Origin of the sequence: Pseudomonas fluorescens, assembly GCF_041354075.1 — a bacterium.
Lineage (GTDB): Bacteria > Pseudomonadota > Gammaproteobacteria > Pseudomonadales > Pseudomonadaceae > Aquipseudomonas > Aquipseudomonas fluorescens_CE.
Genome location: NZ_JARZGC010000022.1, coordinates 68,535 through 90,710, shown reverse-complemented (window position 1 = coordinate 90,710; position 22,176 = coordinate 68,535). Strand labels below are relative to the sequence as shown.

The window sequence follows — 22,176 nt, the reverse complement described above, 5'->3', positions numbered from 1 at the left end:
GCGTATCAGTCGGTGAATTTTTTACTGACACACCGCATTCGCGAGCAAGCCCGCTCCCACAAGGGGTAATGGTGTGTTTGAAAGGCAATACAGTTCAAACAAAAAAATCAGGCTCAGCAGATAGCCGGTACGGCAAAATGCTTGCACAAAGTTTGGAATACCATAATATGATATTCCATAGACCGGACGACCTTCAGGGGCCGCACGGACCTACTGCTCCCGATAGGCGGGCATAAAAGCCCCGCTCATAAACACAACAATGAGGGCGTGAAAATGGTGTTGAACAAACGTGCAACCGCAGTCTTTTTTGCGGGACTGCTGAGCGTGACCAGCCTGACGTCGATGGCGGCCGAAAGCGTCAACTTCGTCAGCTGGGGCGGTAGCACCCAGGATGCGCAGAAGCAGGCCTGGGCCGACCCGTTCAGCAAGGCCACCGGCATCACCGTGGTCCAGGATGGCCCGACCGACTACGGCAAACTCAAAGCCATGGTCGAAAGCGGCAACGTGCAGTGGGACGTGGTGGACGTCGAAGCCGACTTCGCCCTGCGCGCCGCCGCCGAAGGCCTGCTCGAACCCCTCGACTTTTCTGTCATCCAGCGCGACAAGATCGATCCACGATTCGTTTCCGACCACGGCGTCGGCTCGTTCTTCTTCTCCTTCGTCCTCGGCTACAACGAAGGCAAGCTCGGCGCCAGCAAACCCCAGGACTGGTCCGCGCTGTTCGACACCAAGACCTACCCCGGCAAGCGCGCCCTCTACAAATGGCCAAGCCCTGGCGTGCTGGAACTGGCGCTGCTGGCCGACGGCGTCGCCGCCGACAAGCTCTATCCGCTGGACCTGGACCGCGCCTTCAAGAAACTCGACACCATCAAGAAAGACATCGTCTGGTGGGGCGGCGGCGCGCAGTCGCAACAACTGCTGGCCTCGGGCGAAGCGAGCATGGGCCAGTTCTGGAACGGCCGCATCCACGCCTTGCAGGAAGATGGCGCGCCGGTGGGCGTGAGCTGGAAACAGAACCTGGTCATGGCCGACATTCTGGTCGTGCCCAAGGGCTCGAAGAACAAGGACGCGGCCATGAAATTCCTGGCCAACGCCAGCAGTGCCAAAGGGCAGGCCGACTTTTCAAACCTGACCGCCTATGCCCCGGTCAACGTCGACAGCGTGGCGCGCCTGGATTCGGTGCTGGCCCCTAACCTGCCGACCGCTTATGCCAAGGATCAAATCACTCTCGATTTCGCGTACTGGGCCAAGAACGGTCAAGCCATCGCGACACGGTGGAACGAATGGCTGGTCAAATGAAAATGACGGCAACCGCGCCTCGTCAATCCTCGCCGACCGGGAGCGCCTCCGGCGCCCTCGGGGCGGCACCTGGCAAAGCGGCCAATCAAACCCCAAGCCTGGCCCGGCGCTGGCGCGGATCGAGCAACCTGATCCCCGCCCTGCTGTTCCTCGGTCTGTTCTTCCTCGCGCCGCTGATCGGCCTGCTGCTGCGCGGCGTGCTCGAACCGGTGCCGGGCCTGGGCAACTATGAACAACTGTTCGCCAACTCCGCGTATGCCCGGGTATTGATCAATACCTTTTCCGTGGCCGGGCTGGTGACCCTGTTCAGCCTGCTGCTGGGCTTTCCGCTGGCCTGGGCCATCACCCTCGTGCCCCGTGGCTGGGGGCGCTGGATCCTCAACATCGTGCTGCTGTCGATGTGGACCAGCCTGCTCGCCCGCACCTATTCCTGGCTGGTGCTGCTGCAAGCCTCCGGGGTGATCAACAAGGCGTTGATGGCGATGGGCATCATCGATCAACCGCTGGAGATGGTGCACAACCTGACCGGCGTAGTGATCGGCATGAGCTACATCATGATCCCGTTCATCGTACTGCCCCTGCAGGCGACCATGCAGGCCATCGACCCGATGATCCTGCAGGCCGGCTCGATCTGCGGCGCCAGCCCGTGGACCAACTTCTTCCGGGTGTTCCTGCCGCTGTGCCGGCCGGGGCTGTTCTCCGGTGGGCTGATGGTGTTCGTGATGTCGCTCGGTTACTACGTCACCCCGGCATTGCTGGGCGGGGCGCAGAACATGATGCTGCCCGAGTTCATCATTCAGCAGGTGCAATCGTTCCTCAACTGGGGCCTGGCCAGCGCCGGCGCCGCGTTGCTGATCGTGATCACGCTGGTGCTGTTCTACTTCTACCTGAAGCTTCAGCCGGAATCCCCGGTTGGCGCCAGCAACGCGAGGTAAGCCGTCATGCTCCTGACCCCCAATGCGATGAGCCGGCGCATGCGCCTTGGCCTTTATGCCACCACGGGCCTGATCGCGCTGTTCCTGCTGTTGCCGATCGTGTTCATCGTGCTGCTGTCGTTCGGTTCCTCCCAGTGGCTGGTGTTCCCGCCACCGGGCTGGACGCTGAAATGGTACGGCCAGTTCTTTTCCAATGCCGACTGGATGAACGCGGCCATGGCCAGCCTCAAGGTCGCGGTGCTGACCACGTTCTTCGCCGTGGCCCTCGGCCTGCCGACCGCGTTCGCCCTGGTGCGCGGGCGCTTCCCCGGACGGGAAATGCTCTACGGCCTGTTCACCCTGCCGATGATCGTGCCGCTGGTGATCATTGCGGTGGCCGTGTACGCGCTGTTCCTCAAACTGGGTTACACCGGGACCATGTTCGCCTTCGTGGTCAGCCATGTGATCGTGGCGCTGCCATTCACCATCATCTCGATCATCAACTCGCTGAAGCTGTTCGACCAGTCCATCGAGGATGCGGCGGTGATCTGCGGCGCCTCGCGCCTGCAAGCGGTGTTCAAGGTGACCTTTCCGGCGATCCGTCCGGGCATGGTGGCCGGCGCCCTCTTCGCCTTCCTCGTTTCGTGGGACGAAGTGGTGCTGAGCGTGATGATGGCCAGCCCGACCCTGCAAACCCTTCCCGTGAAAATGTGGACCACCCTGCGCCAGGACCTGACGCCTGTGATCGCCGTCGCCTCGACGCTGCTGATCGGCCTCTCGGTCCTGGTCATGGTGATCGCCGCCGCCCTTCGCCGGCGCAATGAAATCAGCGCTTGAGCGCCAGGAGAACGACATGAGTGCAGTGATCAAAGAAGCCGCGCAGCAAAATGACCAACCCCTGGTAAGCCTGCGCAACCTGAACAAGTACTACGGCGAATTCGCCGCCGTGGACAACATCGCGCTGGACATCAAGGAGGGTGAATTCCTGACCTTCCTCGGCTCAAGCGGCTCGGGCAAAAGTACCACCCTGTCGATGCTCGCCGGCTTCGAAACGCCCAGCAGCGGCGAAATCCTGGTCGACGGCAAATCCCTGGTCAACGTGCCGCCGCACAAGCGCGACATCGGCATGGTGTTCCAGCGTTATTCGTTGTTCCCGCACCTGTCGGTGCGCGACAACATCGCCTTCCCGCTGGCGATCCGCAAGCTGGACAGCGCCGAACGCGAGCGCCGGGTCGATGCCATGCTCAAGCTGGTGCAACTCGAACCCTTCGCCCATCGCCGCCCTTCGCAATTGTCCGGCGGCCAGCAGCAACGCGTCGCCATCGCCCGGGCGCTGGTTTATGAGCCACGCATCCTGCTGATGGACGAACCGCTCGGTGCGCTCGACAAGAAGTTGCGTGAAGACCTGCAGGACGAATTGCGTCAGTTGCACCGGCGACTTGGCATCACCATCGTCTACGTGACCCACGACCAGGAAGAAGCCATGCGCCTGTCCCAGCGCATCGCCATTTTCAGCCACGGCAAGATCGTCGGCCTGGGCAGTGGCTATGACCTGTACCAGAACCCGCCGAATGCGTTTGTGGCGTCGTTCCTGGGCAACTCGAACTTCCTCAAGCTCAAGGCCCAGGGCAATGCCGTGGCATCGTTCGAAGGCCAGTCGCTGTCCATCCGCCTGACGTCCGGGCTGCAGACCGATCAGGATGTGCTGCTGATGGTGCGCCCGGAAAAGGCGCTGGCGCTGAGTGTCGAGCAAGCGGCTCAGGAACCACTGGCAGCGGGCTGGAACGAAGTGTCGGCAATTGTCGGCGAGGTGCTGTTTCTCGGCGAAAGCCAGACCTGCACCGTGAAAACCCTGGGCGGCACCTCGATGACGGTCAAGGCGCTGTCGGCGGCGGGCATGCCGCTCAAGACCGGCGACCCGGTCCGCGTGCGCTGGGCCACCGCCGATGCCTGCGTGTACACCGAGTGGGCCGAAAGCGACCTGAACAAGGCCGCCGGCGCGCACTGACCCCAAGAGTCACCCTCGGGCCGCCACAACGTCGGGTTGTGGCGGCCTTTTTTTGCCCCCGTTTTTATCCCCTCCCCCTGTAGGAGCGAGCTTGCTCGCGATGGCGGTGGATCAAGCGGCATCGATGTTGGCTGACAGGGCGTCATCGCGAGCAAGCTCGCTCCCACAGGGTCTGGGGGAACTTCGATACTTCGGAAAAACTGAACCATCTTGACGAAATAAACGATTTTTCTCTTCCACACACCCTTCGCTAGCATGGCCTCCATCTACCCACACGTTCAGACAGGGAGAGCCCCATGCCAGCCACGCACATCAATATCGGTGAACCCTGGATGTGGGGCGCCTTCATCGTCTTTGTACTGGCGATGCTGGCCCTGGATCTGTTCGTCTTCGGTGGCCGCAAGGCCCATCGGGTGTCGGTTCGCGAAGCCGGGGCCTGGGTGATTGCCTGGTGCCTGCTGGCGCTGGCGTTTGCCGGCTTGCTCTGGTGGTACCTGAACGGCGAGTTCGGCGCCGAGATTGCCCGCGACAAGACCCTCGAATTCCTCACGGGCTATCTGATCGAACAATCGCTGTCGATCGACAACATGTTCGTGTTCGTGATGATCTTCAGCTACTTTGCGGTGCCGCCGCAGTTGCAGCGTCGAGTGCTGCTGTACGGCGTGCTCGGGGCGATCGTGATGCGCGCGGCGATGATCTTCGCCGGCGTCTGGCTGGTGTCGCAGTTCACCTGGCTGCTGTACGTGTTCGGTGTGTTCCTGATCATCACCGGAATCAAGATGCTGATGTTCGCCGACAAGCAACCGGACCTGGACAACAACCCGCTGCTGCGCTGGATACGCGGCCACATGCGCATCACCCAGGACTTTCACGGCGAACGCTTTTTCGTGGTGCTCAACGGTGTGCGCTGGGCGACGCCGATGTTCCTTGTGCTGGTGCTGATCGAGGCCAGCGACCTGATGTTCGCGGTCGACAGCATTCCGGCGATCTTCGCCGTCACCACCGACCCGTTCATCATTTTCACGTCGAACATCTTCGCGATCATGGGCCTGCGCGCCCTGTACTTTCTGCTCGCCGACATGGCCGACCGCTTTCACTTGCTCAAGTACGGTCTGGCCCTGGTGCTGGTGTTCATCGGCGGCAAGATGACGTTGATGCCATGGTTCCACATGCCCGTGGAGTGGTCGCTGGCGGTGGTGGGCGTGGTGATTCTGGGGTCGGTGGTGTTGAGCCTGATCCTCACCCGCAAGGAGAACCACACCCAACCCCAGTAAGTGCGATCAGTCGGTGTAACCCAGGCGCGCCGACTTGCGGATTGGCTGACTCTTGCCCCGCGTCGCCAGGCAGTAATACAGCGGGCAGGTCACGATCAGGCCGACCAGCCAGGACAGGTCCGCCCCCTCCACCAGGTTGGCGTAGGGACCGACGTACAGCGAAGTGTTGGCGAACGGCAACTGCACGATGATGCCGATGAAATAGGCCACGATCGCATGCAGGTTGAAGCGACCGTAGATCCCGCCATCAGCGCGGAAGATCGACGCGATGTCGTAGCAGCCGCGCTTGATCAGGTAGAAGTCGATCAGGTTGATCGACGCCCACGGCACCAACACCAGCAGCAGGGCCAGGATCAGGCCGATGAATTGCGAGATGAAGTCTGCCGTCGCACCCAGCGCCACCAGGCAGCAGCCGGCCAGCACCACGCTCGACAGCACCACGCGCACCTTGATGCTCGGGGTCCATTGGCTGGCGAAGGTCTGGATCGAGGTGATGATCGACAACACCGCGCCATACAGATTCAAGGCGTTGTGGCTGATGATATTGAGCAGGAACAGGACCATCAGGATCGGCCCCAGCCAGCCGGTCGACTGCTTGACCGCCGCCATCGCCTCGGTGCCTTCCGGGGTCGCCAGCACGGCCACCGCGCCAAAGGCGAACGACAGGATGGTGCCCAGGGTCGCGCCCAGGTACGTGGCCAGAAACGGGCGGGCAATGCCGATATCAGCCGGCAGGTATCGTGAATAGTCCGACACGTATGGCGAGAAGCTGATCTGCCAGATGATCCCCAGCGACACCGTCGCCAGCCAGCCCGAGAGGTTGAAACCGCCACGGGTGAAGAAGTCCGCCGGCAGATCATGGGCAAAGATGTAGAGGAACCCGGCGAGCAAGGCGCTGCCCATGACCCAGGTGCCGATGCGGTTGAGGGTGTGGATGAAGCGATAACCGATCACCCCGATCGCCGTGGCGCTGAGCGCGCCGATCAGGATGCTCGCCGGCACCGGGACCGACGGCGCGATGCCGACGATCGACTTGCCGGCCAGCACGATGTTGGAAATGAAGAAGCCAATGTAGATGATCGCCGCGAAGAACACGATCAGCAGCGCGCCGTAGCGACCGAACTGGCCACGGCTCTGCACCATCTGCGGAATGCCCATGCGCGGACCTTGCGCCGACGCCAGGGCGATCACCAGACCGCCGACCATGTGCCCCAGGGCAATCGCCAGCAACCCCCAGAACAGGTCGAGATGGAACACCTGGACCACCATGGCGCCGGTGACGATGGGCAGTGGCGCAATGTTGGTGCTGAACCATAAGGTGAACAGGTCGCGGGCCTTCCCATGGCGTTCCGCGAGTGGGACGTAATCGACCGTGTGATTCTCGATCAGGGGGTCTTGCCGGGACATCTGGGACATGTGCATGAACTCGAGTTTGTCTGATCTTATAGTTGTACGAAGCCAAACCGGGGGTGCTCTCTGGCCCCCCTCAGATGCGAGCCATATTATGGTATTCCAAACTTTTGACAAGACTGATCCGGCCTTTAAAACCCCCTCTGATACGCTTTCCTGACGAATGACCGGCGCGTTAAATGTGACGAAAACCCCGTAATCATTGGGCGAAACGGCGAAAACATACGTTTATCGGTAGACCTGAAAAAGCGCTTGCAAACAATGTATTACGGTATACCATCATACCTACAAATTCATAAAAACCCGCTTCAACGCCAGAGGACCGTCCCATGATCGATGCCGCCATCTACAAACAAGTAATGGGTTCGTTTCCGTCCGGGGTCACCGTGATCACCACCCTTGATGACGACGGGCAAATCGTCGGCCTCACCGCCAGCGCCTTCAGTTCGCTGTCCATGGACCCGGCCCTGGTGCTGTTCTGCCCCAACTACAGTTCCGACTCCTATCCGGTGCTGATCCGGAACAAACGTTTCGCCATTCATGTGTTGTCCGGTGGTCAGCAAAGCGAGGCCTATGCCTTCGCGCGCAAGGGCAAGGACAAGGCACAGGGCATCGAATGGACGTTGAGCGAACTGGGCAACCCGATCCTGGCCAACGCGACGGCGGTGATCGAGTGCGAGTTGTGGCGCGAATACGAAGGAGGCGACCACGCCATCATGGTCGGCGCAGTGAAGAACCTGATCGTGCCGACGCACAGCGCCAGCCCGCTGGTGTACTGCCAAGGCAAGATGGGCGCCCTGCCCGTTCTTGCTTGACTCCCCCCATCCCCTGTAGGAGCGAGCATGCTCCGGGCGGCGTTCCGACGATGGTCGTCAACGATAATGTTGGCTACCTGATTCGCCCGCGTCGCCTGGGCCTCCATCGCGAGCATGCTCGCTCCTACAGTTAAAGATAGAGCGGGCAGCATCTAAACAATTTGCAGTCACTTGGTATTATGGTATACCAATAATCAACAGCCCCGCAGTCGACGGGTCGACCACAAGAGATTCGAGGTAGCGTCATGAAATTTTCCCTGTTCATCCACATGGAACGTTGGGACGAAAGCGTCAGCCACCGCCAGTTGTTCGAGGACCTGACCGAACTGACCCTGATGGCCGAGGCCGGGGGCTTCAGCACCGTGTGGATCGGCGAACACCACGCCATGGAATACACCATCTCGCCAAGCCCGATGCCGCTGCTGGCCTACCTGGCCGCCAAGACCACCACCATTCACCTGGGCGCCGGCACCATCATCGCGCCGTTCTGGCATCCGCTGCGGGTCGCCGGCGAGTGCGCGCTGCTCGACGTCATCAGCAACGGGCGCATGGAAGTCGGTCTGGCCCGTGGTGCCTACCAGGTCGAGTTCGACCGCATGGCCGGCGGCATGCCCGCCTCGAGCGGTGGCCAGGCCCTGCGCGAGATGGTTCCGGTGGTGCGTGCCCTGTGGCAAGGCGACTACGCCCATGACGGCGACATCTGGAAATTCCCGACCTCCACCAGCGTGCCGAAACCGATCCAGCAGCCGAACCCGCCGATGTGGATCGCCGCCCGCGACCCGGATTCGCACAACTTCGCCGTGGCCAACGGTTGCAACGTGATGGTCACGCCGCTGATGAAAGGCGACGAGGAAGTGCTGGACCTCAAGAACAAGTTCCAGGCTGCGCTGGACAACAACCCCGGCGTGCCGCGCCCGCAACTGATGGTGCTGCGTCACACCCACGTCCATGAAGCCAACGATCCCGAAGGCTGGAAGGTGGGCGCCAAGGCGATTTCGAAGTTCTACCGCACCTTCGATGCCTGGTTCGGCAACAAGCAAACGCCGGTCAACGGCTTCCTCGCCCCGAGCCCGGAAGAGAAATTCGCCGGCCGTCCGGAGTTCGAACTGGACAGCCTGCACAAGACCGCCATGATCGGCACCCCGGACGAAATCATTCCGCGCATCAAGTACTACCAGGAACTGGGGGTCGACGAGTTCAGCTTCTGGTGCGACAACAGCCTGCCCCACGCGGAAAAGAAAAAGTCCCTGGAGCTGTTCATCAAACACGTGGTTCCGGCCTTCCGCTGAGTTCACGACCGGCCCCCGGACGCGAAGCCCGGGGGGTGGATCGATGTGTGGCGCTATCTGCCACGCCCCCTAGCCGCCTCCCATCACCCGCCCTGCCCTCCGGCGCCTGCCCGCCAGCGTTTGCGCCAAGCAGAACGGCTTCTGGCCAATCGATCCTCTGAACGATCAACCTTGTGGATGACGGGTGACGGCTCTTCTGCGAACCGGCGCTGGATGGTAAAACTCATCGCCAGGTTTTCTGTTCCAGCCTTCGGGAAAGGATTAAACGGTGAAGTCACGCGCCATACCGGATTCAAACACCCCGGCCGAGCCCGGCATGCGTGTGCAAACCCGCCTGATTGCGTGGGTGGTGGCCGTGACGTTCTTCATGGAAAACCTCGACGCGACGGTCATCGCCACCGCGCTGCCGACCATGGCCGGCGCGTTTGGTGTCACCCCGGTCGACATGAACATTGGCATCACCGCCTACATCCTTGCAGTGGCCATTTTCATCCCCTTGTCGAGCTGGATCGCCGATCGGTATGGCGCTCGTCGGGTGTTCGCCGGCGCAATCATCCTGTTCACCCTGGCATCACTGCTCTGCGGGTTGAGCCAGAATCTCGAGATGTTCGTGTTCGCCCGCGTGCTGCAAGGCATTGGCGGAGCACTCATGGTGCCGGTCGGACGCCTCGCGGTCTTGCGCAACACCGACAAGAAAGACCTGGTGAACATGATCGCGGTGATTACCTGGCCCGGCCTGGTCGCGCCCATTCTCGGCCCCGTGGTGGGTGGCCTGATCGTCACGCACGCTGCATGGCCGTGGATCTTCTACGTCAATGTGCCGCTCGGCGCCCTGGCGTTGCTGGCCGCGCTCAAGCTGGTGCCCGCGGGTCATGAAGCCAGCGTTCGTCCCTTCGACAGCAAGGGGTTTGTGCTGCTGGCCGGCGCGTGCGTTTTGCTGCTGGGCGGGCTGGAATGGCTTGGCAGCCAGCACGGCAACGCCCTGTCGTATGGGAGCGCGACAGTGCTGGCTGGGGCGATGTTGGCCGTGTGGGCCGTGCAGCACAGCCGACACCACAGCCACCCGTTGCTGCCCCTCGGTACGCTGGCCCTCAACACGTTCCGCGTCTGCATTGTCGGCGGCTCGCTGTTTCGCCTGGCCATCAGCGCCCTGCCGTTCCTGCTGCCACTGTTGTTTCAGGTCGGCTTCGGCCTGTCCCCGGTGGATGCCGGCCTGCTGGTGCTCGCGGTCTTTGCCGGCAACCTGGCCATGAAGCCGTTCACCACGGCGATCATGCAACGCTACGGCTTTCGCAAGGTGCTGCTGGTCAACGGCGTCATTGGCGTCCTGTCCATCGCGGCCTGCGCGCTGTTCACCGCACACACGCCGTTGGCCTTGATCGCGGTCGTGCTGTTCATTGGCGGTTTGTCGCGGTCCATGCAATTCACCTGTTACAACTCCATCGGCTTCGCCGACGTCCCCAAGTCACGCATGAGCGAATCATCGGCGCTGTTCAGCCTGTTTTTCCAATTGGCCATGGGCATGGGCGTCGCGATCGCCGCATTGTTGCTGCGCGCCTCGATGTCGCTGCAAGGCCATGAACTGCAGGCGCAGGTCGTGGACTTTCGGCTGGCGTTTCTCGGGGTTGCCGTGTTGGGGCTGCTGGCCTTGGTGGATGTGCTCAGGTTGCCTGAGGATGCGGGGGACAGCGTGTTGAAACGGGCCTGAGGGGCCGCAGCCGGCTTGCCGGGATGATCCATCCCCGGCAGGCCGCTGTGCCTTACGAAGGAAACAGATCCAGTGTCCGGTCCACCTCGTCGATTTCAATGGTGAAGCCATCGCCCTCGGGCCTGCCGACCACAAACCCGAAGTTCTGCCGATCCCGATCCGTCAGGTACTTGTAGTAACTGACAAAGCGGTTCGGGGGCTGCAACGTCAGCACCGAGCCGCCCGGCTTCAGCACATTCACCCCATGCACCAGCTGGCTGCCTTCGACGCCGATCACCGTCTGCGCGCCGGCGCAGGCGGCTACGATGGTCGGGACGTCGCTTTTCAAGGGATCGAGAATGCGAAAGCCGCGGGTCTTGTGCAGGTGTTCCGCGACGTCCAGCTCGTTGCGCAACAAGCGCAGATCGCCAGCGCCGCCCCGCAGGATGAACACGCCGGGGTGTGGCGCAGGGTCCACGTGGGACAAGAGCTTTTCACCCATGGCCTGGTAGCGCCGATGGCGGCTGCTGTTCTGGCTCTGATCGTCGAACAGCACCAGTTCGCGGAAAAACGCCGTGTGCAGGCGCGTCGGGCGCATGTCCAACCAATCTTCGTACGCGGGCGCCTGGGTGAACAGCGGGAACCGTGCGGACGGTGCGGTGGTCACCGGCAAACCCTCTTCGCGCGCCAGGGCGTAGGTCGGGCAGTCTTCCATCAACCAGGTGCCGAACCAGGTGTTGCCGTTTTGTGTGCAATACACTGCCGCACGCTGAATTTCGCGCTCAACGACAATGTGTGGAAATCGCGCGGGCTTGAGCGACAGCCACAGACTGGCCTTGCCCTTGTAGAGCACGCCATCGATCAGCCAGACATCCTTGAGCAGGTAACCGCGTGTCGGCCCCTGCACGACATCACCCAGCCCTTCCATGGTGCGCGATGGATGCTCGTAGGGATAAAAACGCTTGGCCTCCCAGCCTGTCACGCGCTCCATCTGGCCGGGCAGGAAGAATGCCGGTGGCGAATGGGTGACCTCGCTCGGGGCGATGTCCCAGCTTTTTACCGCCAGGTTCTTCAGGTTGATTTCTGCCTGGTGCGCAAGCTTCTTCCTCGCCAGGTGCCGATAAGCCGCCAGCGTCCACTTTTTTCGGCGGCCGGCGCGCGAGGCGCCCAGCTGCGAAACATCGCTTTCCATGAAAGTCCTCCCGCAAGGTGCTAACGCCACTGAACGGTTTCGGCCGAACCTCAGGTAGATGTAACCATTTGTAAAATTGGTGTGGCCTGCAAACCAGCGTAGCGGCTGCGCAAGGTTTCGAGGAACTGTTCGCCGGATTTTTCTGCGCAATGCAGGTAAATCCTGTCCACTCCACCGAAAACCATCTCGTGGTAACGGGCAGCCGCCTCCTCGCCGCTTTGGCCATCGGGCAAACCCAAGTGCAGGGTCAATGCCTTGCCCTCGAAGGCGAACAACGGCGTTTCCCACAGGAAGCGGGCTGCGCCGGTCTTCGGCAGGCGCACGAACAGGTAGGAATCGTTACCCAGCGAATCCACGTCGCCACCGCGTCGTCTTTTCCACTTCAGCAACCCGTCATCGGGCCGGGCGACGCACAGGCCGATGTCGTAGTAATCGAAGCCATGGGCGATGGCCCATTCGAGGGCCATGTAGGTGGTCATCGAATTGACTTCACGCAGCTTCTTCGCATCGGAAAACACCGCCTCGGTGTAACCGAAGCGCAAGGTGCTCCAGTAACGCTTGCCGTTGCGGGTGATGACGCAACCCAGGTGGCAGGCCACCACCTCGCCGTTGAGCTCGATGAGGTCCAGCCGACCGGTCGTCCTGGCGATCCTGAAGACTTCCCGGGTGTCGAACTGAGCCGCATGGCTGCCCTGACGGGCCACGGCATAGGGGCGCAGCATGTCCCGGTCCGCCCGTTCGATGTCTTCATCCAGCAGTGCCTGGCGCATCTGATAGAGCGGACGGTTCTTGCGAATGCTGCGGCGCAATTCGCTGTCGTACCGAGCGGTGATGTCCTCCAGTGATCGCCCCAATGGCACGACGGCACTCAGGTAGACCGGCACGTTCAACGCGCCGCTGGTCGGCATTTCACTGATCACCACCACGTGCTGCGAGGCGGCGGGCTGGGCTGGATCAACTTGCACACCGCTGTCGATCAGTGATTTGCCGCCGATCAGCAGCTTGGCCATGTCCCGGCGATTCTTGCGCCCGACATAGAGGACTTCGTACGGACTTTCATGCTGCAGCCGGAATCGGGCAATCTCCCAACGCCAGAGGCAGGCTTGCTCCAGCAAACCGTGCAGCCGGTGCGCCAGGCTTCGAAGCTCATAGCGCATCGAAGGCGAAACCCATTTTCTGGCCAGTGCCGCCAATTTTTCCTTCATTGCGTCATCTCCCTTGAACAATGCCGAGAAAAGGTCAAAGAAACATCCGGCGGCACCAACAGCCGCACTAAAACCTTGATTTAACGAGTTTTTTCATAAAACTATTTTTTTACATTAAGTAACAGTTAAGAAAAAAACCCCGGACTTTGCAAGCGGCTTTCCAGAACGATGCTGGCTGGATATCGGAACAAACAGCCTCTGCCAGACCGTCCAAAACGGGCCGCCACTAATGCTCAATACATTGATTAATATGAGTTTTATAACACTTGCCAAGCCCACTCAGTCCGCGCACTGCGTCCAGACCTGGCGCCACACGACACGCTTAAGCCTTGATACGGAAGGGATTTTGAACGGGGTCTGTTTTTACATCTTGAAACATATTTGACGGAAATCCGGCTCCATAGACTTGACTGACGGTAAATTGACGACTCAAACGCCACTCACAAAAAAGCCCACTGACCGGTACCGGTTCAGTGGGCTTTTCGAACAAGGCTCTTTATTACAGAGCCATGTCCCGTGCAGCCTCAGGCTTTGGTGCTTCAGCCGGCGTCGTCGGCGCAGCCGGTGCCGCCGCCTGACCAATCACCGGTGGAGTCGGCAATTGCAGGACCTTGGCGGTGTAGGCCCACTCCTCGGCCACTTTGGCCGGATCACTGTTCAGCTGGGTGCCGTAGCTCGGCACGATCTGGTGCAGCTTGGCCTGCCACTCAGGGGTCGCGACCTTGTCCTTGAACACCTTCTGGATCACCGAGAGCATGATCGGTGCAGCGGTCGAAGCGCCTGGCGAGGCGCCCAGCAGGCCGGCGATCGAGCCGTCAGCCGAAGCGACGATCTCGGTGCCCAGTTTCAGCACGCCACCGGCGGCTTCGTCACGCTTGATGATCTGCACGCGCTGACCGGCCTGCCACAGACGCCAGTCTTCAGCCTTGGCGTTCGGGAAGTATTCCTTCAGGGCGTTGAGGCGGTCTTCATCCGACAGCATCAACTGACCGGCGAGGTATTCCACCAGCGGGTATTCCTTGATGCCGACCTTGGTCATTGGCCACACGTTGTGGGTGGTAGTGGTCGTCAGCAGGTCCAGGTACGAACCTTCCTTGAGGAACTTGGTGCTGAAGGTCGCGAATGGGCCAAACAGGATCACGCGCTTGCCGTCCAGGACGCGGGTGTCCAGGTGCGGAACCGACATCGGCGGTGCCCCCACTGAAGCCTTGCCGTAGGCCTTGGCCAGGTGTTGCTCGGCGATGGCCGGGTTTTCGGTGACCAGGAACGAACCGCCCACCGGGAAGCCTGCGTATTCACGCGCTTCCGGGATGCCGGACTTCTGCAGCAGGTGCAAGGCACCGCCGCCAGCGCCGATGAACACGAACTTGGCGTCGGTGGCGAATTTGCTGCCGTCTTTCAGGTTCTTGTAGCTGACGCGCCAGGTGCCGTCTTCGTTGCGCGTGATGTCCTGCACTTCGCTGGACAGCTTCAGGTCGAATTTCGGCGTGGTCTGCAGGTGCGCAACGAACTGGCGGGTGATCTCGCCGAAGTTCATGTCGGTACCCAGCGGGCTCCAGGTGGCCGCGATTTTCTGGTTCGGGTCACGCCCTTCCATCATCAGCGGGACCCACTGCTTGATCACAGCCGGGTCTTCGGAGTACTGCATGCCGGCGAACAGCGGGCTGGCTTTGAGCGCTTCGTAGCGTTTTTTCAGGAACTTGATGTTGTCATCGCCCCACACGAAGCTCATGTGCGGCGTGGTGTTGATGAACGAACGCGGGTTCTTCAGCACACCTTGCTGAACCTGCCAGGCCCAGAACTGACGGGACACCTGAAAGGCTTCGTTGATTTCAACGGCTTTCGGGATCGTGACGTTGCCTTTGTCATCTTCCGGGGTGTAGTTCAGCTCGGCCAGGGCAGAGTGGCCGGTGCCGGCGTTGTTCCAGCCGTTGGAGCTTTCCAGGGCCACGCCGTCAAGGCGCTCGATCATTTCCATCGAGGTGCCGGGTTCCAGCTCGTTCAGCCAGACGCCGAGGGTGGCGCTCATGATGCCGCCGCCGATCAGCAGCACATCGACCTTCTTGGCTTCCTCGGCCTGGGCAGTCGTCATCCCCAACGACAAAGCCAGACCCAGCAGGGCCGTGTTCACTTTCTTAAACATCTGTAGCACCTATGATAAAACGTCATCCACCCTGCCTTCCTGCTTGCGAGTCCCCGATCACGACAGACAGGCCGACTGTCCCCGGTACTCGCGCATGGAATTGCAGGGCGGGCACACAAGGCCGATTACAGGCATCGACCTCAGTTATATGTCCCTACCGAACTGACTTTTTATCTTTTTTGGCTTCAGCTACTTGAGCGACAGTGATTCCGCTCGCCTGTCGCCGGGACAGGAAAGCGCAATGGATCAAATCAAGTGGGTAAAGAATACCACGACCCGGCAAACCCGCGCGTCTGTTCCTGACTCGATAGTCCGGGCGCGCCTTCCCGGGCCACTATACTGATCCTGATTTTTCCAGGTGCCCTGGCGAGGAGCCGTGATGAGCGATAAAGACGATTTGCGCAAATATTCCTCTCAAGTGGTCGATGGCGTGGAGCGCGCACCCGGCCGTTCGATGCTGCGAGCGGTGGGGTTTACCGACGAGGACTTCAAGAAGCCGCAGGTCGGCATCGCCTCGACCTGGGCGATGGTCACGCCGTGCAACATGCACATCGACAAGCTGGCTCTGGAAGTGGAAAAAGGCGCGAACGCGGCCGGGGCCAAGGGCGTGATTTTCAACACCATCACCATCTCCGACGGCATCGCCAACGGCACCGAAGGCATGAAGTATTCGCTGGTCTCGCGTGAGGTGATCGCCGACTCCATCGAAACCGTGGCCGGTTGCGAAGGCTTCGACGGGCTGGTGACCGTGGGCGGTTGCGACAAGAACATGCCGGGATGCCTGATCGGCATGGCGCGGCTGAACCGCCCTTCCATCTTCGTCTACGGCGGCACCATCCGCCCGGGTGCAGGGCACACCGACATCATTTCCGTGTTCGAAGCCGTGGGCCGGAACGCGCGCGGCGACATCAACGAAATCCAGGTCAAGCAGATCGAGGAAGTGGCGATCCCCGGCCCCGGTTCGTGCGGCGGCATGTACACCGCCAACACCATGGCCTCGGCCATCGAGGCATTGGGCATGAGCCTGCCCGGCTCGAGTTCCCAGGACGCCGTCGGCGGCGACAAGGCCTCGGACTGTCGGCGCGCCGGGGAGCAGGTCATGGAGCTGCTCAAGCTAGACCTCAAGCCCCGGGACATCATGACCCGCCAGGCCTTCGAAAACGCCATCCGCGTGGTGATCGCCCTTGCCGGCTCGACCAATGCGGTCCTGCATCTGCTGGCCATGGCCCACGCGGTGGATGTCGAACTGAGCCTGGACGACTTCGTCGAGCTGGGCAAGGTCTCGCCGGTGGTGGCCGACCTGCGCCCCAGCGGCCGCTACATGATGAGCGAACTGGTGGACATCGGCGGTATCCAGCCGTTGATGAAACGCATGCTCGCCGCCGGCATGCTCCACGGCGATGTCATGACCGTCACGGGCAAGACCCTCGCGCAGAACCTGCAAGACGTGGCGGACTACCCTGACGGCCAGGACGTGATCCTGCCCTTCGACCAACCGATCAAGAAGGATTCGCACCTGGTGGTGCTGCACGGCAACCTCGCGCCCAGCGGCTCGGTCGCCAAGATCACCGGCAAGGAAGGCCTGCGCTTTGAAGGCACGGCGCGGGTCTATCACGGCGAGGAAGGCGCCCTGGCCGGCATTCTCAACGGTGAAGTGAAAGCCGGCGAGGTGATCGTGATTCGCTACGAAGGGCCGAGGGGCGGTCCCGGCATGCGCGAAATGCTGTCGCCGACCTCGGCGGTGATGGGCAAGGGCCTGGGCAAGGACGTGGCGCTGATCACCGACGGGCGCTTCTCGGGCGGCTCCCATGGTTTTGTGGTCGGCCACATCACCCCGGAAGCCTTCGAGGGCGGGCCGATCGCGTTGATCGAAGACGGCGACCGGATCACCATCGACGCACAAACCCGGCAGATCACGGTGGCGGTGTCCGACGCCGTGCTGACCGAACGCAAGGCGCGCTGGGTGCGGCCGGAACCGAAGTACAAACGCGGGGTGCTGGCCAAGTACGCGAAGACCGTGTCCAGCGCGTCGGAGGGGGCGGTGACGGACAAGTATCTCTAGGCGATGGGCCCTATAAACCCGACCGACATCCCAGCAACTCACCCAAGGTCAACGCATTGCCCAGGGCAAAGCCACTGGCCGTGTTGTCAAAAATGCACCAACAGGCCCCACCCGCCCCCGCCGCGCCTTGGACCTGCCCGGCCAGCGCCTGCAACCGGCTTCGGTCGTAGTCACTGTGATAAATGCGCGGCGAACCATGCCAGCGCCAGTAACGAATGCCCGGCCATCCACCCGGCGTATCCCCACCGGGAATCGGCGAGGGATCCGCCGCTACCCGACCGACTTCATGCTCGATCAACATCGCCTCCGCGCCCAGCCAGCTCGCATGCCGTGGTTCAAGCACCACGTGCCCCGCAAAGCGCTCGCGCAGAGCCCGGAAAAACGCCGTCGCGTTGTCCTCTTCAAAGAGGAGTGACGGCGGCAGTTGCACCAGCACACAGCCCAGGGCATCGCCCAGCCCCGTGCATTGGGAAAGAAACGCGTCCAGCAACGGCTCGCAGTCGTGCAGGCGCTGAACATGGGTGATGGTCTTGGGCATCTTCACCGAAAATCGCAGAGCCGCCGGCACCGACTGCGCCCAACGCTCATAGGTTTGTCGCCGATGAGGACGGTAGAACGAGATGTTGATTTCAACGGCGTTCAAGCGCGAGGCGTAACGCTGCAGGTGCGTTCCGTGCGCCGCGAACCGCGGCCACTCCTGGCGCGGCAGGCTCCAGCCGGCGCAACCGATATAGAGTGGATTTGCCTCGTTCATGCGCCTCCCCCCATTCACAATGTGATCCCGTTCCTGCCTTCGAGAAAACTGCACCCCGCAAGTTCGTTTTTTCCGTGGCGCATGCTAGGTTGTACGACGACTGATGAATTGTGCTCACAGCTCATCGATCGCTCACCTACAACAACAAGGAAATACCCATGAAAAGAGTGAAAGTGCTGGTTGGTTTTCTCTGCCTGTTCAGCGGCTACATCGCCGCCGCCCCTTCTGCGGGCGAGGCCGATGTGGCCAAGGCGGTCGACAAGCTGACCCAGGCCATGCTGAAAAAGAACATCCCCGAACTGAATGCGCTGACCGCCGAGAACCTGACCTACGGGCATTCCAGCGGCAAGATCCAGAACAAGCAGGAATACATCGCCGACATCGAAACCGGCCGCAGTGCTTTCAAGACCCTGGAAATGCAGAACCAGACCATCAACCTGTCCGGCGACGTCGCGCTGGTGCGCAATCATTTCTCGGCGCAGGCGCTCAAGGGCACCGAAGTGATTCCGACCGAGATCGAGAACTTCCAGATCTGGCAGAAGCAGAAAGGCCAGTGGCTGCTGGTAGGGCGTCAGGCGTTCAAGTTCTGATGCCATGACTCAAGGGGGGCATCCTGGCGCGATGTCCCCTTTTGGCATTCAGGCCTCGACCAGGCGCAGAAAAGGCCAGCGCGCCCGGTAGCTTTCGGCCTTCTGCACAAACAGGTCCGGTTGGTGGTTGAGCGGATTGATCCGTAACAACCCCTGCTCGATGTCGCTCAGGCCGTAGGTCGCATGCAGTTCTCCGCTCGCCACGTCCAGGCCAATGCAAGTGCCCGCCACCAGATAGCGGTCGATGCCCTCCTTCGCCGACTGCAACTTCGGGTAGTCGCGACCGAATCGCTGTTTGTACCAACGGTGAACCCGTGCCTGGTTCTTGAATTCAAGGTTGGCGTCCAGGTCCTGAAAAAGCGCCTTGGCGGCCAGGATTACACGGTTTTCCGCCTCCCAGGATTGATCTTCATCGAAGTAGAAAACGTCGTAGTCCTTGATGCCCCACTCGGCAGGCCGGCCAGACTGATGATTCCACACCGCCTGAAACAGGCAGCCTGCGGTCAGCATGCACTGGCGCAACCCGAGCTGCGGCAGGCGTCGGACAATCTCGGCATTGGCCGGGTTGGTCATGGCGATGTCGATCAGTGTTTCGGCAGTCAAAGGCATGCGGGCTCCCTGCGCGCTGGCGAAAATCCTTGGGGCCGAACGATACCTCAAATCGCCGGCCGCCAGCCTTGCTGCACGATGAAAAACCCGGTCTGCGCTACTGCGCGCTGCGACCGCTCTTGAACGCCTCGCGCCGAGCTTGCCGTTCAGCGCTGTAGGCCGCGCTTGGCTCGCTGATCAGCTCATCACGGCGCAGCAGCTCACCGCAGTGGGCACAAACCGGCCCCAGGCCGGCGGGCTCGCCGCAGGTCTTGTGGGTGTAGAGCACCGCCAACCCCTCTTGCGGTGACTTGCACCAGGTTTCGCCCCAGGCGCGCAATGCCAGCACCACCGAGTAGAAAGCCCGGCCTTTTTCGCTAAGGTGATATTCGTAGCGTGGCGGTCGTTCGTTGTAGAGGCGGCGTTCGATCATCCCGTCGGCCTCGAGATTTTTCAGGCGAGTGGCAACCATCTGCGGGGTGCCGCCGGTCTGCGCCTGGATCTCGTCGTAGCGATGACTGCCCATGAACAACTCCCGCAGCACCAGCACGGTCCAGCGGTCTCCCACGACGGCTTCGGCCCGTGCGATCGGGCACAGGGTGTCGGGAACAGCGGTGTTTATCGACGTATTTGTCGACATGGATACTTGCCTCCTTCCTAGTTACTATGATTATCATATCATCAAGCTGCACGGGCAACCCCGGGCACCTGTCACTCATCTTTTCGTGGAGAACATCGTCATGGCGAACGCCCTTTATCCGCTCGATCGCACCGCCTACCTGCTGGTCGATCCGTACAACGACTTCCTGTCCGAAGAAGGCAAGGTCTTCCCCCTGATCAAACCGATCGCCGAGCAGGTCGGTCTGCTCGACAACCTGCGCGCCCTCGACCGCGCCGTGCGTGCCCGGGGCATTCAGGTGGTCATCGTACCGCACCACCGCTGGGAACATGGCGACTACGAAAACTGGGACCACCCGACGCCGACCCAATGCAAGATCATGCACATGCACCACTTCGCCCGGGGCGAATGGGGCGGTGAATGGCACCCCGATTTTGCGCCGAAGGACGGCGACATCGTTGTCCAGGAACACTGGGGCTCCAGTGGTTTCGCCAACACCGACCTGGATTTTCGCCTAAAGCAGCAAGGCATCACCCACGTGATCATCGTCGGCCTGCTGGCCAATACCTGCATCGAAGCGACCGCCCGTTACGCCTCGGAAATGGGTTACCACGTCACCCTGGTGCGTGATGCAACCGCCGCCTTCCGCCCGGAAATGATGCACGCCGCCCATGAGCTGAACGGCCCGACCTTCGCCCATTCGATCGTGACGACCAACGAACTCGTCACCGCCCTCGCCGGGCAGGAGTGAAGCGATGAAACTGACAGGAAACCTGTTGATCGGTGCCAACGATGTCCCGGCCAGCGAAGGGACGATGAAAGCGCTCAACCCTGCCACCCAGCAATGGCTCGACACCGATTTCGCCTTGGGCGGCGCAGCGCAGGTGCATCAGGCCGCCGTCCTCGCCGACGAAGCATTCGACAGTTACAGCCACACCTCGCTCACCCAGCGCGCGGCGTTTCTTGAGAGCATCGCCGACAACCTCGAGGCCGTTCGCGGTCCATTGGCCGAGCGGGCCGCGCTCGAAACGGGGCTGCCGCAAGCGCAGCTCGAGGGGGAAGTGGGTCGCGCCGCCACGCAGTTCCGCCAGTTCGCCGAGGTGGTGCGCAAGGGCCGCTTCCTGCAACTGGCCATCGACCCGGCTCAGCCCGAGCGCCAGCCACGCCCGCGCATGGATCATCGCCTGCAGAAAATCGCCCTCGGCCCGGTGGCCATTTTCGGCGCGAGCAACTTTCCGATCTCCTATTCGGTGGCCGGCGGTGACACCGCGTCAGCCCTGGCGGCAGGGGCCACCGTCATCCTCAAGGCGCACAACGCCCACCCCGGCGCCTCGGAAATCCAGGCGCGAGCGATTCAACAGGCGGTGCAGGATCACGGTCTGCACGAGGGCGTGTTCTCGATGGTGCGCGGTAGCGGCAACGCCATCGGTGAAGCGCTGGTGGATCATCCGCTGATCAAGGCAGTGACCTTCACCGGCTCGGAACAGGGCGGCATGGCACTGTATCGCAGGGCGCAACGGCGGCCTGATCCGATTCCGGTCTTTACCGAAATGACCAGCATCAACCCCACGTTCATCCTGCCCGCCGCCCTGGCCGAACGCGGCGCGCAGATCGGCGATGGTTTCATCGAGCGCATGCTGGTCAACGTGGGGCAAGCCTGCCTGCGCCCTGCCCTGTTGATCGCCATCGAAGGGGCCGGCCTGCAGGCGTTGCGCGAAGCCATGGTGAAACGCGTGAGTGAAGCGCCGGCGCGGACGATGTTGACGCCGGGGATTCATGCGTCCTACCGCAACGGCCTGGCGGCCCTGGAAACCGCCGGCGCACGGCGCATTGCCGAAGGCTTGGCCAGCGCGGCTGCCTTCGATGGCCAGTCGGCCCTGCTTGAGGTCAGCGGCCAGCGTTTTCTCAGCGAACCGCTGTTGTCGCAGGAAGTGTTCGGGCCCTCGGCCCTGCTGGTGACCGTCGAAGATGAAGCCCGCTTTCAGGCCGTTGCGCGCTCACTCGAAGGCCAACTGAGCGCCACCCTGCACCTTGAAGAGCAGGACCTGCCGCTGGCCCGGCGTCTGTTGCCGGTGCTGGAGCGGCGCACCGGGCGCATCGTGGTCAACGCCTTTGCCCACCCGCAGGAAGTGACCCACGCCACGGTGCACGGCGGACCGTTCCCGGCGACGTCCGACAGCCGCTTCACGTCAGTGGGCATGACCTCGATCGAACGTTTCCTGCGCCCGGTCGCCTATCAGGGCTTCCCCCAGGCGCTGCTGCCCGAGGCGCTGCGCGACTTCAACCCGCTGCAATTGCCGCGCTCGGTGGACGGCCAGTAAACCGGC

General features: G+C 61.9%; 19 protein-coding genes. 12 read left to right on the top strand and 7 right to left on the bottom strand.

The window, feature by feature from the left end:
• Window positions 1-273 precede the first annotated feature (273 nt).
• The 5 genes from QIW53_RS22815 to QIW53_RS22795 all read left to right on the top strand — a co-directional run bounded on the left by QIW53_RS22815 (window position 274) and on the right by QIW53_RS22795 (window position 5,495).
• Complete coding sequence (locus QIW53_RS22815; RefSeq protein ID WP_371051839.1) at window positions 274-1,299, top strand: ABC transporter substrate-binding protein; 1,026 nt, start codon at window positions 274-276, stop codon at window positions 1,297-1,299.
• Entirely contained in the window at window positions 1,296-2,234 is a 939-nt protein-coding gene (locus QIW53_RS22810; RefSeq protein ID WP_371051838.1) for an ABC transporter permease, read from the top strand. Before QIW53_RS22815 ends, QIW53_RS22810 begins: the two co-directional genes overlap by 4 nt.
• 6 nt (window positions 2,235-2,240) lie before the next feature.
• Window positions 2,241-3,050, top strand: coding sequence for an ABC transporter permease (locus QIW53_RS22805; RefSeq protein ID WP_371051837.1), 810 nt, complete (start codon window positions 2,241-2,243; stop codon window positions 3,048-3,050).
• Window positions 3,051-3,066: 16 nt separating this feature from the next.
• Window positions 3,067-4,221, top strand: a complete 1,155-nt coding sequence (locus QIW53_RS22800; protein ID WP_371051836.1) for an ABC transporter ATP-binding protein — start codon at window positions 3,067-3,069, stop codon at window positions 4,219-4,221.
• A gap of 296 nt (window positions 4,222-4,517) precedes the next feature.
• Window positions 4,518-5,495, top strand: coding sequence for a TerC family protein (locus QIW53_RS22795; protein ID WP_371051835.1), 978 nt, complete (start codon window positions 4,518-4,520; stop codon window positions 5,493-5,495).
• A 6-nt stretch (window positions 5,496-5,501) separates the two neighbouring features.
• Here the strand turns inward: QIW53_RS22795 and QIW53_RS22790 are convergent, their stop codons facing one another.
• The gene (locus QIW53_RS22790; RefSeq protein WP_371051834.1) at window positions 5,502-6,911 is read right to left on the bottom strand and encodes a purine-cytosine permease family protein; all 1,410 of its coding nucleotides are present in this window, start codon (window positions 6,909-6,911) and stop codon (window positions 5,502-5,504) included.
• Window positions 6,912-7,234: 323 nt separating this feature from the next.
• Here QIW53_RS22790 and QIW53_RS22785 point away from each other — a divergent pair, with 323 nt between their 5' ends.
• The 3 genes from QIW53_RS22785 to QIW53_RS22775 all read left to right on the top strand — a co-directional run bounded on the left by QIW53_RS22785 (window position 7,235) and on the right by QIW53_RS22775 (window position 10,717).
• Window positions 7,235-7,720, top strand: coding sequence for a flavin reductase family protein (locus tag QIW53_RS22785; protein WP_371051833.1), 486 nt, complete (start codon window positions 7,235-7,237; stop codon window positions 7,718-7,720).
• Window positions 7,721-7,965: 245 nt separating this feature from the next.
• On the top strand, window positions 7,966-9,009 hold the full coding sequence (locus tag QIW53_RS22780) for an LLM class flavin-dependent oxidoreductase (RefSeq protein WP_371051832.1): 1,044 nt from the start codon (window positions 7,966-7,968) through the stop codon (window positions 9,007-9,009).
• Window positions 9,010-9,325: 316 nt separating this feature from the next.
• Complete coding sequence (locus QIW53_RS22775) at window positions 9,326-10,717, top strand: DHA2 family efflux MFS transporter permease subunit (protein ID WP_371051831.1); 1,392 nt, start codon at window positions 9,326-9,328, stop codon at window positions 10,715-10,717.
• Window positions 10,718-10,769: 52 nt separating this feature from the next.
• Here the strand turns inward: QIW53_RS22775 and QIW53_RS22770 are convergent, their stop codons facing one another.
• The 3 genes from QIW53_RS22770 to mqo all read right to left on the bottom strand — a co-directional run bounded on the left by QIW53_RS22770 (window position 10,770) and on the right by mqo (window position 15,236).
• Window positions 10,770-11,888, bottom strand: coding sequence for a glycosyltransferase 61 family protein (locus tag QIW53_RS22770; RefSeq protein WP_371051830.1), 1,119 nt, complete (start codon window positions 11,886-11,888; stop codon window positions 10,770-10,772).
• Between the two features lie 50 nt (window positions 11,889-11,938).
• Window positions 11,939-13,093 carry a hypothetical protein gene (locus tag QIW53_RS22765; protein ID WP_371051829.1) on the bottom strand — a complete coding sequence of 385 codons (1,155 nt, stop codon included), beginning with the start codon at window positions 13,091-13,093 and terminating at the stop codon, window positions 11,939-11,941.
• Window positions 13,094-13,592: 499 nt separating this feature from the next.
• A complete protein-coding gene (gene mqo / locus QIW53_RS22760; RefSeq protein ID WP_371051828.1) occupies window positions 13,593-15,236 on the bottom strand; it encodes a malate dehydrogenase (quinone) in 1,644 nt (547 codons plus the stop codon).
• Between the two features lie 379 nt (window positions 15,237-15,615).
• Between mqo and ilvD the strand changes: the two genes are divergently transcribed.
• Entirely contained in the window at window positions 15,616-17,298 is a 1,683-nt protein-coding gene (ilvD, locus tag QIW53_RS22755; RefSeq protein ID WP_371051827.1) for a dihydroxy-acid dehydratase, read from the top strand.
• Between the two features lie 10 nt (window positions 17,299-17,308).
• Here ilvD and QIW53_RS22750 read toward each other — a convergent pair whose 3' ends face one another.
• Window positions 17,309-18,052, bottom strand: a complete 744-nt coding sequence (locus tag QIW53_RS22750) for a DUF72 domain-containing protein (RefSeq protein WP_371051826.1) — start codon at window positions 18,050-18,052, stop codon at window positions 17,309-17,311.
• A 158-nt stretch (window positions 18,053-18,210) separates the two neighbouring features.
• Here QIW53_RS22750 and QIW53_RS22745 point away from each other — a divergent pair, with 158 nt between their 5' ends.
• On the top strand, window positions 18,211-18,642 hold the full coding sequence (locus QIW53_RS22745; RefSeq protein WP_371051825.1) for a nuclear transport factor 2 family protein: 432 nt from the start codon (window positions 18,211-18,213) through the stop codon (window positions 18,640-18,642).
• A gap of 48 nt (window positions 18,643-18,690) precedes the next feature.
• Here the strand turns inward: QIW53_RS22745 and QIW53_RS22740 are convergent, their stop codons facing one another.
• Both QIW53_RS22740 and QIW53_RS22735 read right to left on the bottom strand, forming a co-directional pair.
• Window positions 18,691-19,251: a nucleotidyltransferase family protein gene (locus QIW53_RS22740; protein ID WP_371051824.1), complete on the bottom strand. Its 561-nt coding sequence runs from the start codon at window positions 19,249-19,251 to the stop codon at window positions 18,691-18,693.
• Window positions 19,252-19,348: 97 nt separating this feature from the next.
• The gene (locus QIW53_RS22735; protein ID WP_371051823.1) at window positions 19,349-19,870 is read right to left on the bottom strand and encodes a winged helix-turn-helix transcriptional regulator; all 522 of its coding nucleotides are present in this window, start codon (window positions 19,868-19,870) and stop codon (window positions 19,349-19,351) included.
• Between the two features lie 100 nt (window positions 19,871-19,970).
• On the opposite strand from QIW53_RS22735, the gene QIW53_RS22730 reads away from it, so the two are divergent.
• Together QIW53_RS22730 and QIW53_RS22725 are read left to right on the top strand one after the other, a co-directional pair.
• Window positions 19,971-20,600: an isochorismatase family cysteine hydrolase gene (locus QIW53_RS22730; RefSeq protein ID WP_371051822.1), complete on the top strand. Its 630-nt coding sequence runs from the start codon at window positions 19,971-19,973 to the stop codon at window positions 20,598-20,600.
• Between the two features lie 4 nt (window positions 20,601-20,604).
• Window positions 20,605-22,170, top strand: coding sequence for an aldehyde dehydrogenase (NADP(+)) (locus QIW53_RS22725; protein ID WP_371051821.1), 1,566 nt, complete (start codon window positions 20,605-20,607; stop codon window positions 22,168-22,170).
• Window positions 22,171-22,176: the final 6 nt, after the last annotated feature.

Excerpts from the sequence above, each read along its gene's own strand:
- QIW53_RS22810 (WP_371051838.1), top strand. The coding sequence starts at position 1,296 with ATGAAAATGACGGCAACCGCGCCTCGTCAATCCTCGCCGACCGGGAGC.
- QIW53_RS22785 (WP_371051833.1), top strand. The coding sequence starts at position 7,235 with ATGATCGATGCCGCCATCTACAAACAAGTAATGGGTTCGTTTCCGTCC.
- QIW53_RS22770 (WP_371051830.1), bottom strand. The coding sequence starts at position 11,888 with ATGGAAAGCGATGTTTCGCAGCTGGGCGCCTCGCGCGCCGGCCGCCGA.
- QIW53_RS22765 (WP_371051829.1), bottom strand. The coding sequence starts at position 13,093 with ATGAAGGAAAAATTGGCGGCACTGGCCAGAAAATGGGTTTCGCCTTCG.
- QIW53_RS22815 (WP_371051839.1), top strand. The coding sequence starts at position 274 with ATGGTGTTGAACAAACGTGCAACCGCAGTCTTTTTTGCGGGACTGCTG.
- QIW53_RS22805 (WP_371051837.1), top strand. The coding sequence starts at position 2,241 with ATGCTCCTGACCCCCAATGCGATGAGCCGGCGCATGCGCCTTGGCCTT.
- QIW53_RS22750 (WP_371051826.1), bottom strand. The coding sequence starts at position 18,052 with ATGAACGAGGCAAATCCACTCTATATCGGTTGCGCCGGCTGGAGCCTG.
- QIW53_RS22745 (WP_371051825.1), top strand. The coding sequence starts at position 18,211 with ATGAAAAGAGTGAAAGTGCTGGTTGGTTTTCTCTGCCTGTTCAGCGGC.
- QIW53_RS22735 (WP_371051823.1), bottom strand. The coding sequence starts at position 19,870 with ATGTCGACAAATACGTCGATAAACACCGCTGTTCCCGACACCCTGTGC.
- mqo (WP_371051828.1), bottom strand. The coding sequence starts at position 15,236 with ATGTTTAAGAAAGTGAACACGGCCCTGCTGGGTCTGGCTTTGTCGTTG.
- QIW53_RS22790 (WP_371051834.1), bottom strand. The coding sequence starts at position 6,911 with ATGTCCCAGATGTCCCGGCAAGACCCCCTGATCGAGAATCACACGGTC.
- QIW53_RS22780 (WP_371051832.1), top strand. The coding sequence starts at position 7,966 with ATGAAATTTTCCCTGTTCATCCACATGGAACGTTGGGACGAAAGCGTC.
- QIW53_RS22795 (WP_371051835.1), top strand. The coding sequence starts at position 4,518 with ATGCCAGCCACGCACATCAATATCGGTGAACCCTGGATGTGGGGCGCC.
- ilvD (WP_371051827.1), top strand. The coding sequence starts at position 15,616 with ATGAGCGATAAAGACGATTTGCGCAAATATTCCTCTCAAGTGGTCGAT.
- QIW53_RS22800 (WP_371051836.1), top strand. The coding sequence starts at position 3,067 with ATGAGTGCAGTGATCAAAGAAGCCGCGCAGCAAAATGACCAACCCCTG.
- QIW53_RS22740 (WP_371051824.1), bottom strand. The coding sequence starts at position 19,251 with ATGCCTTTGACTGCCGAAACACTGATCGACATCGCCATGACCAACCCG.
- QIW53_RS22730 (WP_371051822.1), top strand. The coding sequence starts at position 19,971 with ATGGCGAACGCCCTTTATCCGCTCGATCGCACCGCCTACCTGCTGGTC.
- QIW53_RS22725 (WP_371051821.1), top strand. The coding sequence starts at position 20,605 with ATGAAACTGACAGGAAACCTGTTGATCGGTGCCAACGATGTCCCGGCC.
- QIW53_RS22775 (WP_371051831.1), top strand. The coding sequence starts at position 9,326 with ATGCGTGTGCAAACCCGCCTGATTGCGTGGGTGGTGGCCGTGACGTTC.